General features: G+C 41.9%; 9 protein-coding genes. 4 read left to right on the top strand and 5 right to left on the bottom strand.

All coding sequences use genetic code 11. The features are described 5' to 3' along the window. Positions 1–6: 6 nt before the first annotated feature. Complete coding sequence (locus NZ848_RS07595; protein WP_253531668.1) at positions 7–759, bottom strand: LytR/AlgR family response regulator transcription factor; 753 nt, start codon at positions 757–759, stop codon at positions 7–9. After that, a complete protein-coding gene (locus NZ848_RS07590; protein ID WP_259014994.1) occupies positions 756–1,706 on the bottom strand; it encodes a sensor histidine kinase in 951 nt (316 codons plus the stop codon). The genes NZ848_RS07595 and NZ848_RS07590 overlap by 4 nt, the downstream gene beginning before the upstream one ends. A gap of 453 nt (positions 1,707–2,159) precedes the next feature. Between NZ848_RS07590 and NZ848_RS07585 the strand changes: the two genes are divergently transcribed. Then, positions 2,160–4,709 carry an outer membrane beta-barrel family protein gene (locus NZ848_RS07585; protein ID WP_259014993.1) on the top strand — a complete coding sequence of 850 codons (2,550 nt, stop codon included), beginning with the start codon at positions 2,160–2,162 and terminating at the stop codon, positions 4,707–4,709. Positions 4,710–4,781: 72 nt separating this feature from the next. On the opposite strand, the gene NZ848_RS07580 is transcribed toward NZ848_RS07585, so the two are convergent. Both NZ848_RS07580 and NZ848_RS07575 read right to left on the bottom strand, forming a co-directional pair. Then, the gene (locus tag NZ848_RS07580) at positions 4,782–5,354 is read right to left on the bottom strand and encodes a hypothetical protein (protein ID WP_259014992.1); all 573 of its coding nucleotides are present in this window, start codon (positions 5,352–5,354) and stop codon (positions 4,782–4,784) included. A 9-nt stretch (positions 5,355–5,363) separates the two neighbouring features. After that, a complete protein-coding gene (locus NZ848_RS07575; RefSeq protein ID WP_253531675.1) occupies positions 5,364–6,431 on the bottom strand; it encodes a mannose-1-phosphate guanylyltransferase in 1,068 nt (355 codons plus the stop codon). Positions 6,432–7,101: 670 nt separating this feature from the next. On the opposite strand from NZ848_RS07575, the gene NZ848_RS07570 reads away from it, so the two are divergent. The 3 genes from NZ848_RS07570 to NZ848_RS07560 all read left to right on the top strand — a co-directional run bounded on the left by NZ848_RS07570 (position 7,102) and on the right by NZ848_RS07560 (position 12,795). Next, positions 7,102–10,218: a carboxypeptidase-like regulatory domain-containing protein gene (locus NZ848_RS07570; protein ID WP_259014991.1), complete on the top strand. Its 3,117-nt coding sequence runs from the start codon at positions 7,102–7,104 to the stop codon at positions 10,216–10,218. A gap of 161 nt (positions 10,219–10,379) precedes the next feature. After that, positions 10,380–11,609: an isocitrate dehydrogenase (NADP(+)) gene (locus NZ848_RS07565; RefSeq protein ID WP_253531679.1), complete on the top strand. Its 1,230-nt coding sequence runs from the start codon at positions 10,380–10,382 to the stop codon at positions 11,607–11,609. A 199-nt stretch (positions 11,610–11,808) separates the two neighbouring features. Next, positions 11,809–12,795: a Gfo/Idh/MocA family protein gene (locus tag NZ848_RS07560; protein ID WP_259014990.1), complete on the top strand. Its 987-nt coding sequence runs from the start codon at positions 11,809–11,811 to the stop codon at positions 12,793–12,795. A gap of 51 nt (positions 12,796–12,846) precedes the next feature. Here the strand turns inward: NZ848_RS07560 and NZ848_RS07555 are convergent, their stop codons facing one another. After that, positions 12,847–13,266: a nucleoside-diphosphate kinase gene (locus tag NZ848_RS07555; RefSeq protein ID WP_101724847.1), complete on the bottom strand. Its 420-nt coding sequence runs from the start codon at positions 13,264–13,266 to the stop codon at positions 12,847–12,849. Between the last annotated feature and the right edge of the window lie 149 nt (positions 13,267–13,415).

The following is a 13,415-nucleotide window of genomic DNA, read 5'->3' as shown; positions in this document are numbered from 1 at the left end:
ACGGGTTTATTTTGAATAGTTTAATAGTTTCAGTAATTCATCAATGCTTGATTCGCTCACCGGAATCTCATGTGCCCCGATTCTGATTCTTTGCCCTCTGATTGATTCAATTTTATCAGTATTCACAATAAAAGATTTATGAATCCGCATAAATTGTCTGGGTGGCAATTTTTCTTCTATGGCCTTCATCGTCGACTTGGTAAGGACGGGCTTGGTTTGGGTTGTGAGAAAAATTTTGATGTAATCTTTCAGACCCTCAATATGGGTTATATCTCTGATGGTAATTTTTACCAGCGAATACTCGACATTTATGAAAAAAAATTCGGGAAATTCTTCTGGTTTAGGCTGGGCAGGGTCGGCTGCCGTTGCAGCAACCGCCGGCGCAGGAGGCATTGTGTTTTTACGATGAAGTTCGAGCGCTTTATAGGCTGCTTTTGTAAAGCGGTCAAGGCTTACGGGTTTCATCAGGTAGTCTATTACATCTAAATCATAGCTTTCAACCGCATAGTTAGCATAGGCCGTTACAAAAATAACCATGGGTTTTTCTCTTAAGCTCTGCAGAAACTTTGTTCCGAGCATACCCGGCATCTGAATATCCAGAAACATCAGGTCTATTTTTTCTTCCTGCAAAGCCTGCATGGCTTCAAACGGATTTTTGCAGGTACGTACCAATTCCAGAAAAGGTATCTGTTTGATGTTCTCTTCCAGGAGCTTGCGCCCCATACTTTCGTCGTCAACGGCAATACATCTGAGTGTCATGAGCCAATTGTTTTTAGTTGCAAAAACAGAGAAACAATAAACCAGTTGTTCTCTTTTTTTATGTCTAGTCTATGTTTATCGGCATATAGCAGTTCTAACCTGCGTCTGACGTTCTTCAGGCCTATGCCCGAGCTGCTGTCTTTGTCTTCAGGAAGCTCAGGGGCTATTTTGTTTTTTACTTCATAAAACAGCTCACTACCATTACATCTTACCAGAACATCAATCACCGGCGAGTCTATCATGCCCACTCCATGTTTAAATGCATTTTCTACAAAAGGAATCAGCAGCATAGGTTCTATAATCTGTGAGCCAATGTTTCCTTCTGCCTTCATGTTTATTTCAACGTCTTCTTCAAACCTTACCCTCTGCAATTCTATGTAGTTATTCAGGTAATTGATTTCTTTGTCCAGAGACACCTGCACGTCGTCGGCTTCGTATAACATATAGCGCATCAGTTCAGATAACTGAATAGTAACAGCCTCTGCAGCTGCCGACTTGGTGCGTATCAGATACACAATGCTGTTCAGCACATTAAAAATAAAGTGCGGGCTTATCTGAGACCGCAGGAACGACAACTCGGCCTGCAGTTTTTCCTGTTTTTCTTCCTGTTTGGTTTTTTCCTGGTCGGCCATGTAAATAATTAAACCGTAAACAGTACTGATGGCACTTACAAAAAGAATAGGGAAAATAGTCTTTAGTTCAAAGATAACAATTTTATGCCCACTCATGTCAACCGGGTTTTCCCAAATCCAGAGTTTCAGAAAATACTGAACAAACATAAAAATAATACTCATTACAAGTACTGAAAACACATAAGAACCTACCCCTCTTTTCCTGAGAAAATAAGGCATCAGAATTAAAGTGTTAATAAAAAACTGAGGGATATGCGTAACAGACAGCGGAACGATGTGTGTCAGATACCAATGGTCTCTGTCCGTACCGTTCATTAAAGCATTAATGATTGGCCATATAGACCAGACTCCCCAAAAGAAGATATGAAATAAAACCCTGAACAGGTGTTGATAAGATATTTTTCTATTATATATAGCCATTAAGTATGAAAGAGTTTTTATAAATAATTGCACTTTTTATTTTTCCTTACACACAAAACCAAGGGGGTTTCTAAAGTACAAAGCCTAAACAAATCTATATTAATAAAATAACTCAATGTACACCAAACAGACCAAAGTGTTAAGTCTGACGACAAAACTGCTCAAAATGCAATCAAAACCTGATTTATGGCCTGTTCTGTACCTTTTTTGCACTTTATAAGCTACATTTTATCTTTCATCTTCACTCTTCAAGATTTCATCTATTTACTGAAAAAGTACCGGAAACACCTGTTTATTTTGTTGAAGTTAAAAGACAATCAAGCGAAAAAAATTATAAAAAATAAGACAATGAAGAAGTTTATCAGTATCCTTAGTTTGGCAGCCCTTGTTGGTTTCTCTGCTGCAGCGCAATTTCCGGGCGGACCCGGCGGAATGGGCGGCCAGAGAGGAGACGGCAATGGCAGACCCAATAATGCCCAGCAAACACCCCAACTTAACCTTGATGGAAACGCTCCGAAGGGAAACTCGAAAATATCCGGCTTTGTAGTAGATGAGGCCGTAACAACCGCGGTAGAGTTTGCTAACGTAGCCCTTTATAACAAGGCAACCAACAAAGTGGTAGACGGAACAATGGCCGACGAAAAAGGAAAATTTTCTTTAACCAGAGTAGCCGCCGGCGAGTATAAGCTGGTTATCAGTTTTATTGGTTATGCTGACAAGGTAATTGATAATATAAAAGTTGAAAAAGGAAAAGATATTGACCTGGGCGTAATTAAATTATCTACCAGTGCCAAACAATTGGACGAGGTGACGGTAACCGCCGAAAAATCAATGATTGAAGAGAAAGTTGACCGCCTTGTGTATAATGCAGAAAAAGATATAACATCTAAAGGTGGTGACGCAGCCGATGTATTAAGAAAAGTACCTTTGCTGACGGTAGACCTTGACGGTAACGTTTCGCTACGTGGTACGTCTAATATCAGAGTATTAATCAACAATAAGCCTTCAACCATTATAGCCAGCAGTATTGCAGATGCGCTTAAAATGATTCCGTCAGACCTCATCAAGTCGGTTGAAGTGATTACTTCACCTTCGGCCAAATATGATGCTGAGGGCTCAGGTGGTATCATTAACATTATTACAAAAAAGAGTTCTATTGAAGGGTTAACTTTAAACCTGGACTCGGGTGTAGGCGTAAGGGGCTCTAATCTGGGCCTGAACGGCAATATCCGTAAAGGTAAACTGGGTATCTCAATGGGTGGCGGTGGCCGGGCTTTTTATAATAAGGCGGCTACTTCGCTAGACCAGAGTACTTTAAGAGGCGGCAATACGGTATTGACAAAACAAACTGCTGATGCCTTTGACAACGGCTTGTTTGGAAGATATAATCTAGGGTTTGACTATGACATTGCCAAGAACCAGTCGCTTACTGCGGGCATTAACCTGGGCACACGTAATTTTATCAGAACGCAAGACTACACCACCAGTCTTTATACCAATAATGTTTTTAATTCTACGGCATACAGAAATGTAGACAGCAAAGATCTTTCAAGCTCAATTGATGTAAACCTTGATTACATTCGTACTTTCAAACCATCGCAAGAGTGGTCGGTTTCAACACAATACAGTAAGAGTAATCTTAAAAATAACTTTCTGGCAGACTTACTGAACGAATCAGGAGGCCTTACAAGCCGCCAGAAAAACCTGAACGGTAATACTAATCAGGAGTTTACGTTGCAGACTGACTTCCAGACCCCGATAAAACAGAATCAGGTATTTGAAGTAGGCGTGAAAGGCATTTTCAGACAGGTAAACAGCGATTTCAGCTATCTTTTTGCCGGCCCGACAGGCGACTTTGCCACTGATGCCAGAAACCCATCCGGCTTGCTAGACTACTCGCAGAACATAGCTTCAGGCTATATGTCATATACCTACTCAACCAAAAACAAGTATGTGTTTAAAGTGGGTGCCCGTTACGAATACACAACTATTGAGGCAAAAGATCAGGTAAAAGATATTAATATTCCTTCTTATGGTAATCTGGTGCCGAGTGTAAACGTTTCAAAAACTATTGGTGCTACTACCTTAAAGGCGGCATATAACAAGCGTATTCAGCGCCCGGGCTTGCAACAGTTAAACCCTAACTTTAATGCAGCCAACCCGCAGAACATTACCATTGGTAACCCGAGCCTTCGTCCGGAAATAACTGACAATTTCGAACTAAGCGCCAGTGCAAACATCAAAAAGGTTTATCTGAACGCCTCGGTGTTCGGCCGCCAGACCAACAATTCTATCTTGCGCCTGAGCGCACCTTCTGACACCCTGGCCGGTGCAATTGTTACCACATTTGAGAACATAGGTAAACAACAGATGTACGGTACGAACATATTCGGAAACCTGAACATTACTCCAAAATGGTCGGTAAATGCAGGTATTGACCTATACTACAGCTATCTGGAAGGTATGGCGCAGGGCTCAGACGGGGTGTCGTCACTTATCAGTAACGACGGTGTGGTTATAGGTGGCCGTCTGCAAACGCAGATTCAGCTGAAAAACGGATGGGGTATACAAGGCTTTAGCTTTTTCAGAGGTAACCAGATACAGTTACAAGGTACCCAGGGTAGCTTCTATATGTACTCGCTTGGTTTCAGAAAAGATTTCAAAAACAAAAAAGGAAGCCTGGGCTTGGCTACCGAGAACTTTCTGGGCGGTATAAAAGTAAAAACAACATTAAACTCGGCGCAGTTTAACCAGATAAGTGTTAATAATATCTACAACCAGAACGTAAGGCTGACATTCAGTTACAAAATAGGAAATATGAGAATGGTAGAGAAGAAAACCAAATCGGTTAAGAACGATGACGTGAAGGCAGGAGAAAGTAATAATATGAACAACTAAGGATTTTCAAAATTAGGTTTTTTATAGTTTTGTTTTAGTTAAAGGAGCTATCTTTCATTGATAGCTCTCTTTCTATTTTTTAGGCTTGATACTCTTGATAATGTCTGCTTTTCTCAGGATGATGCTCCAGACGGCAAAACCTGAATTATCGCTGAAACATAGTTTCCCTGCACCTTTTTCAGCTGCGATAGGAGCCGTGTAGATATATAGGGAGTCGCCAACGCTTTGAATATTGCTGCTCAAAGTTTGTTTCTGAGCCGCAATATCTGCATAGGCTTCAAGCACTTCTTTTTCTTTGGCATACAGGGTTTTATTGCTGCCAATGTCTGGCTGGCCCAGTAAACGCACCTTCAGGTTATACCTGTTTGCCACTGAATCAAGCAAGGGGATATTTTTAAGCTGGCATATTTCTTCAAGACGCGCCCCAGATGCACCTTTCAGTTGTTTTTCCAGTTCGCCTGACAAATCGGTGCTTATCCGACTACCCAACACTTCTACCTGATCCATTATCTGGGCAGGCGACACCTTTTTTATTTTGTGTCCTTCCATTTCCTCTTTCACTTCGGTAGTATCCAGACGTTCCACGTTTGAGCAGGCAAACTGGGTCAGACACAAGCTTAGTATTAAAACACTATTCTTAGCCATGGTTTTCTGTTAAACAAACTCTTTACCTTTCGTTCCGGCTGTAGCCACAAACTCTTTAACTTTCTGCTCATCTTCCTTACGGCAAATCATAAGCACGTTATCGTATTCAGCTACTATATAACCATCAAGGCCATTTACAACCACCAGGCGGTCGGCAGGAGTTTTGATGATTGAATTACTGGTATTATACAACAAAGTGTTACCGTCTATTACGTTCTGGTTTTCGTCTTTGTCTGAAATCTCATACAATGATTTCCAGGTACCGAGGTCAGACCAGCCGATATCAGACAGCACCACAAACACGTTTTCCGCTTTCTCCATCACACCATTGTCAATTGAAATGCTTTTGCACTGCGGATACGCTTTTTTAAGTGCCTCGGCTTCACCGGCGGTGTAGAAGTCTTTCTTGATTTCTTCAAATGCTTCAGCCATTTCAGGTAAAAACATTTCGAAAGTCTTTTTGATAGTCTTCACATTCCAGATAAAGATACCGGCGTTCCAGACAAACTCTCCGCTTTCTACAAACTTAACAGCCCACTCAAGGTCTGGTTTTTCTGTAAAGGTTCTCACCCTTTTAATATCGCCTTCCGTCTCTGTAAACTGAATATATCCATAACCTGTATCAGGTCTGGTTGGTTTAATACCCAACGTTACCAAAACGTCGTTACTGGCCGAAAAATGCAAGGCAACGTTGATTCTCTTACGGAACTCTTCTTCTTTCAGAATGATGTGGTCTGCAGGAGCAACTACGATATTGGCATCCGGATTTTTAGAGGCTATTTTATAACAGGCATAACCGATACACGGTGCGGTATTTCTACGGTTCGGTTCTAGTAATATCTGGTCGTCAGACAGATACGGCAATTGTTGTTTTGTTATATGGTAGTACTCTTCGCTGGTAACAATGTAGATGTTTTCTTTTGGGCAAACACCTTCAAAACGTTCAACAGTTTGCTGAATCATTGTTTTACCGATTCCCAGTACATCATGAAACTGTTTTGGGTTGGTACTACGACTAAACGGCCAGAATCGTGTTCCGACTCCTCCGGCCATAATGATTACATAATTGTTTTCCATTAAAATCGCTAAGTGTTAATATAATATCAGAGTAAATAATCAAGGAATGTACAAAAGTTGAGAATACAATCCTATTGCTTACTTAGATGCTATTGAAGATTTGATAATTCTTTGGTTTTTTGAGAGTATTCTACTTTTGAGTTATAAGCTATTTCAAAATCAACTGCATGTAAAACTACATTTTCTTTAACATTCCACCAAAATTAAGTTTGTGTTAATCAGATTTACGACTTTATATCCAAAAATATCTATTTTTTATACAGTAAACACCCGGCTGTGCCTTCATTAAGGTGGCCGAATTTGTTTTGATGCTTACATGGCCGGCTCTCATAAACCCGACTTGCTCAGTGCACTGGTATTGTTGGCAGCTTTGCGGCTTTACACTAACAATAGGCAGCCATGCCGGGGAGTTGCCAATCAAAAACCAAAACGATAACTAAAACAGTTAAATAGATAATATATGAGGCGTTGAGGGGTGGCTAGTCCCGAAAACTACAGCAAAAATTAAAAAACGATACCGAAAAGTAATATACCGGGGCTTATATAATTATTTTTTGGTAAAATTGTAAAATTTTTATAAAATCAAGCGATAGTATGCTTGCATATTACTTTTTTCTTTTCTATGTTTGACACAAATTTACGTTTTGTTAACTCACTAACCAATACCCCCATGTTCAAACTTTCCGTAAAAAAATTATTGTTCGGAATCTGTTACTTATTTATTACCCATATTGTATTTGCTCAAACCAAAGTTTCAGGTACTATAACAGATGCTGTTACTAAAGAGCCTTTGATTGGAGTAAGTGTGCAGGTAAAAGGTAAGGTAATTGGTACGATTACCGACACTAAAGGATACTTTTCTTTCAGTACGTCTACACCGCCGCCGTTTACGATAGTAATATCTTCGGTAGGTTATGAAAGCCAGGAAGTAAGTGTTTCAGGCAATAATGCTGCTATTACAATTGCATTGAAAGAGCAGTCCATATTAGGGCAGGAGGTTGTAGTGGCTGCCTCTCGTGTAGAAGAAACCGTGATGAAATCGCCGGTTGCTGTTGAAAAAATGGATATTCGTGCCATTCGTGAAGCAGCGGCTCCGTCTTTTTATGATGCCCTTGCAAGCATGAAAGGTGTAGACATGACCACCCAGGGCTTATTGTTCAAATCAATCAATATGCGTGGTTTTGGTGCAACCGGAAACCCCCGCACCGTACAGATGATTGACGGTATGGATAACCAGGCACCGGGGCTTAATTTCCCTGTTGACAATATTGTGGGTATGCCAGAACTTGACGTTGAAAGCGTAGAATTGCTTCCTGGTGCTGCTTCGGCCCTTTATGGCCCCAATGCCATTAATGGTCTGATTCTGATGAACAGCAAAAGCCCGTTCCTGTATCAGGGTTTAAGCGCAACTGCCAAAAGCGGGGTGATGACGGCCTCAAACCGTACTACTGTTACTACGCCGTTCCACGATTTATCGCTTCGTTATGCAAAGGCATTTAATGATAAGCTTGCCTTCAAGGTAAACCTTTCTTATATAACGGCTAAAGACTGGCAGGCCAACAATTACACCAACCTTAACCTGGGCGGTGTACAGGATGGCTCACGCGGAGCAGGTGTAAAAACAGACTACGACGGTATGAATATATACGGCGATGAAGTACAGGCAAACATGACAACCGTAGCCAACAGCATGATTAACGCCGGTTTGCTTCCTTCAGCCGCAGCGGGGCTTATTCCGGCCAATACTAATGTAAGCCGCACCGGTTTTAAAGAAGTAGACATGATTGACTACAACACCAAAAGTTTTAAGACCAATGTTGCACTGCACTACCGGTTGAACGAAAAAGTGGAAGCCATTGCACAGGTTAACTATGGCTATGGTACCACTGCCTATACCGGCACTGGCCGTTATTCGTTAAGAAACTTTAACCTTACTCAAGCCAAGCTTGAGTTGAAAGGCGACAATTTCACGCTTCGCGCCTATACAACACAAGAGCGCTCGGGTCAGTCATATTTTACTGGCTTAACGGCCGTTTCAATGCTTAACTCTATCAAGCCGCATGAAACGTGGTTCGGGCAATATGTAGGAGCCTTCGTTCAGGCCAGAAGTGGCGGTTTGGCTGCAGACCAGGCCCACCTTGCAGCCCGTGCAGTAGCCGACCAGGGTATGCCTCAACCGGGCACAGCCGCTTACGATGCCTTGCTTGAAAAATACAGAGATTTACCAATTGCCAATGGTGGTGGTGCTTTTCTTGACAAAACCAACATGTACCATGCCGAAGGGGTGTATAACTTCAAAAATCAGATTAAATTTATTGACCTGCTGGCTGGCGCCAACATCAGAAAATATGATTTACGGTCTGACGGAACTCTTTTTGCCGACAGAAAAGAAGGCAGAAACGGCAGCATCGGTATTAACGAATATGGCGCGTTCGTACAGGCTGCTAAAAGCCTGTTTAAAGACCACTTTAAAATTACCGGCTCTTTGAGATATGATAAAAACGAGAATTTTGAAGGACAGTTTACACCGCGTGTTTCAGGGGTTGCTTCTTTTGGTGAGCAGAATATCCGAGTATCGTACCAGACAGGTTTCAGAATTCCAACTACTCAGAATCAATATATTGACCTTAAAACACCGGCTGGAACACTGATTGGTGGTCTGCCTGAGTTTGTGAACAGATATAATCTGAACAATGGTATTGCCTTACCTGTGTTGAATGACTTCCAGGCTAACCCAACAAAATATATCACACAGACTGTTTTAGCACAGGCCCAAGCCTATGCTACGCAGGCGGTAAATGCACAGTTGCCAGCCATTAAAGCAGGTGTTACCGCAGCGGTGCAGGCTCAGGTAACCGCTGGCGTTACGGCTCAGGTAAATGCGGCTGTAGCAGCCGGACAAATACCTGCCGACCAGGCACCAGCTGCCATTGCTGCCGGCGTTGCGCAAACAATGGCTTCGCCTGCCATACAAACAACCATTGCAAACAACGTTCAAAGCACTGTGGTTACTCAAATTACAGCCGTTACCACTCAGGTGGTTCCTGCTTATGCTTTGGCCTCATTACCTAAGTACTCGGCCAAGACCCTGCAACCAGAGCGCATCCAGTCAGTTGAAATCGGTTACAAAGGCTTAATAGCTAAAAAACTATTTGTAGATGCTTATTACTATACCAGCACTTACAGAAACTTTATTGGTGGGGTGTCGGTGGTTGTGCCTACGAAAGCTGCCGGGCCGGGTCTGCCGATTGAGTCGGGCGTATCAAGCGCAAACACAAGATTGGGTTATTCAAGACCAGCCAATACCTCAGAAAAAATAAAAGTTGACGGCTGGGCAATTGGTCTGAATTACTCGCTCGTTAAGAGTTTCTACCTGAGCGGTAACATAGCCAATAACCGTTTGAAAAACTTTACGCCATCGGCCGAGCAACAATATGCAGGCTTTAATACACCAGAATACCGTTACAACCTGGGTTTTGGTAAAAGATTGGGCAGTGGCAACAAAATAGGCTTTAATATTAATTTCAAACATCAGAATTCGTTTGTTTGGGAAGCCAGCTTTAACCAGCCAACAACAACCGGCATCGGGTTCTTTTCAAACACTACCGTACCGGCCATTAATACCATAGATGCACAGGTAAGTCTTAAATTACCAAGCATTAAGTCTATCCTGAAAGTGGGTGGTACCAACATTGGTGGCAAGCCTTACATACAGGCTTACGGAAGTGCATCGGTAGGTTCTATGTATTATGTGTCGTTGTCGTTTGACGAACTTCTGAACAAATAAGATTTTATTAATTTTCATAATTTTCTTTGGTTTAAGTTAAAAAGAGCTTCCGTTTGGAGGCTCTTTTTTTATTGACTGGCAACAGAAAGTTTCATATAATTACGATTTTTCATATTCTGTTTATAACTTTACAACCGTAATTATTAATTAAACTCATTATCATGAATAAAATTAAAGTAGCTAATCCCGTTGTTGAGCTAGACGGTGACGAAATGACGCGAATCATCTGGCGTTTTATTAAAGAAAAATTGATTCTGCCTTATATTGATGTAGATATTAAATATTATGACCTTGGCGTTGAGTATCGCGATGAAACAAATGACCAGGTAACTATCGACGCAGCCAATGCTATTAAACAATATGGTGTGGGTATCAAATGTGCCACTATTACGCCTGACGAAGCCCGTGTAACAGAGTTTAATCTGAAACAAATGTGGAAATCGCCAAACGGCACAATCCGTAACATTCTGGATGGTACTGTTTTCCGTGAGCCTATCGTTTGTAAAAACGTGCCTCGCCTGGTTTCTAACTGGACCTCCCCCATCATCGTTGGTCGCCATGCATTCGGTGACCAATACCGCGCTACTGATTTCGTAGTTGATGGCCCTGGTAAATTAACCATGAAATTTGAAGGCGCTGACGGTACCGTTAAAGAGTTTGATGTATATAACTTTAAAGGAGGCGGAGTAGCCATGGGTATGTATAATACCGACGACTCTATCCGCGGTTTTGCGCACTCTTGTTTCAATGTGGCGCTTAACAAAAAATGGCCTTTGTACTTATCAACCAAAAACACCATCCTGAAAAAATATGATGGCCGTTTTAAAGATATTTTTGAGGAAATCTATCAGGCAGACTACAAAGCTAAATTTGAAGCTGCAGGTATTGTATATGAACACCGTCTGATTGATGACATGGTGGCATCTGCCTTGAAATGGAACGGTTCATTTGTTTGGGCTTGTAAAAACTACGATGGCGACGTGCAGTCTGACTCTGTAGCGCAAGGTTTCGGTTCATTAGGTTTAATGACTTCTGTATTGGTTACTCCGGACGGCGAAACCATGGAAGCAGAAGCAGCTCACGGAACGGTAACCCGCCACTATCGTGACCACCAGGCCGGAAAACCAACCTCAACTAACCCTATTGCTTCAATTTTTGCATGGACCCGCGGATTGGAGTTCCGTGGTAAAAAAGACGGCAACCAGGAGTTGATAGATTTCTGCCAGGCTTTGGAGCAGGTTTGCGTTGAAACGGTTGAGTCTGGTAAAATGACTAAAGACTTAGCGGTTTGTATCCACGGAAACAAAGTAACCCACGGTGAGCATTACTTATATACGGAAGAGTTTTTGGACGCATTAGACCAAAATCTGAAGATAAAATTAAGCAAATAATACATTTTTATTGCTTAACAGGCACCCTGGCTCCTACAGCCGGGGTGTTTTGTTTTCTGGCCAGGTAATACCAACAGCCGTTTTCATTTAAACAAAATGGCCGCTTAAACGTTTTTTGCTTATATTGGCAGGTATTCAAAAAAACCATATTCTTAAACCTGATGCCATACAAAGTTGGCTTCTGAAATAAATATATACAATGGCGAAAACAATACGGTGGGGAATTATCGGAATAGGGAAAATTGCAGAAAAATTTGCAACCGACTTAGTGAACGTACCGGATACTGAGCTGTACGCGGTTGCTTCTACCTCTTCAGAGCGTGCTGAAAACTTTGCGAAGCAATTCAATGTACCCCATTTTTATAGCTCTTATGAAGAAATTTTCAATGCCCCCGGCTTAGACGTGGTATATATTGCCACACCCCATACGGCTCATGCGTCGGCAGCTATTTTGTGCCTCAATAATAAGATACCTGTACTTTGTGAAAAACCCTTTGCCATGAACCTGAAAGAGGTGCAGCAGATGGTAGAAGCAGCAAGGGCAAATGATACATTTCTGATGGAAGCCATGTGGACCAGGTTTATACCCGCTATAGAAAAAACCCTGGAGCTGATTGCCGAAGACAGAATAGGGAAGGTGAAAACCATTCAGGCCGATTTTGGCTTTGTTGCGCCTCATATTCCGGAACGCCGCGTACTGAACCCGGCTTTGGGTGGTGGGGCCCTGCTCGACATTGGCATTTATCCGGCATATCTGGCGCTTTTGATATTAGGTTACCCTACTGATGTGCAGGCCTTTACCATTGCAGGCAAAACAGGGGTCGACGAAACAACAAGTTTTGTTTTCAGATATCCACAGGCTACTGCTATGCTAAACGCTACTTATGCCACAAGAACCCGAACAGAAGCGCTTATTTATGGAGAGAAAGGATATATTCATTTACCGGAGCGATTTCATGAAACAAAAACCCTGACGCTTTTTGAGACAGAGAATGAGCCCGTTACTTTTTCGTTTGACAGAGAAACACGGGGATATAATTACGAAATTGAAGAAGTGAATAATTGCCTGCGCCACAACAAAAAAGAAAGCGTAAAAATGCCGCTTTCCATGAGCGTGAAACTGATAAGTTTGTTAGATGATATACGCCAGAAAGCCGGTATTTTTTATGAGGGTATTGATAGCTGACAAAAAAGGGCCTTACTTTTTACGGCAAGGCCCTTCTCTTTATAGATACTATTAATATTGTTCGGTTACACCAAAGAAGAATGCACCTTCAATAGCAGCGTTTTCGTCTGAGTCTGAACCATGAATGGCGTTTTCACCCAGTGATTTAGCGTATTTCTTACGGATGGTTCCTTCTTCTGCATTAGCCGGATTCGTAGCTCCGATAAGGGTGCGGAAGTCGGCCACGGCGTTTTCTTTTTCCAGAATCATCGGTACAATCGGGCCCGACGACATCATCTCACAAAGCTCTCCGTAAAAACCTCTTTCTTTATGTACCTCGTAAAACTTACCCGCCAATGCCGGAGTCAGTTGTGTTTTTTTCATTGCTACAATTCTGAAGCCGGCGGCCTCAATCATAGCTATAATTCCACCAATATGATTATCCGCCACAGCATGTGGTTTAATCATCGTGAAGGTTCTGTTACCTGCCATATCTGTTTAATTTTTTAATAATTTCTGCAAAAATACTCAATTCAAGGCATTCAGTAAACTGTTTGATTAGAATTAAGTGTAAAATCTGATGGTTAATAAACAACAAGCCCATTTGTACTTACAGATAGCAAATGGGCCTGAGTAATACT

The organism is Emticicia fluvialis (assembly GCF_024793945.1).
GTDB classification, from domain to species: Bacteria; Bacteroidota; Bacteroidia; order Cytophagales; family Spirosomataceae; genus Emticicia; species Emticicia fluvialis.
This window is presented reverse-complemented; position numbering and strand designations above follow the sequence as displayed.

Coding starts and splice junctions, on each gene's coding strand:
- NZ848_RS07595 (WP_253531668.1), bottom strand. CDS start 759: ATGACACTCAGATGTATTGCCGTTGACGACGAAAGTATGGGGCGCAAG.
- NZ848_RS07590 (WP_259014994.1), bottom strand. CDS start 1,706: ATGAACGGTACGGACAGAGACCATTGGTATCTGACACACATCGTTCCG.
- NZ848_RS07585 (WP_259014993.1), top strand. CDS start 2,160: ATGAAGAAGTTTATCAGTATCCTTAGTTTGGCAGCCCTTGTTGGTTTC.
- NZ848_RS07580 (WP_259014992.1), bottom strand. CDS start 5,354: ATGGCTAAGAATAGTGTTTTAATACTAAGCTTGTGTCTGACCCAGTTT.
- NZ848_RS07575 (WP_253531675.1), bottom strand. CDS start 6,431: ATGGAAAACAATTATGTAATCATTATGGCCGGAGGAGTCGGAACACGA.
- NZ848_RS07570 (WP_259014991.1), top strand. CDS start 7,102: ATGTTCAAACTTTCCGTAAAAAAATTATTGTTCGGAATCTGTTACTTA.
- NZ848_RS07565 (WP_253531679.1), top strand. CDS start 10,380: ATGAATAAAATTAAAGTAGCTAATCCCGTTGTTGAGCTAGACGGTGAC.
- NZ848_RS07560 (WP_259014990.1), top strand. CDS start 11,809: ATGGCGAAAACAATACGGTGGGGAATTATCGGAATAGGGAAAATTGCA.
- NZ848_RS07555 (WP_101724847.1), bottom strand. CDS start 13,266: ATGGCAGGTAACAGAACCTTCACGATGATTAAACCACATGCTGTGGCG.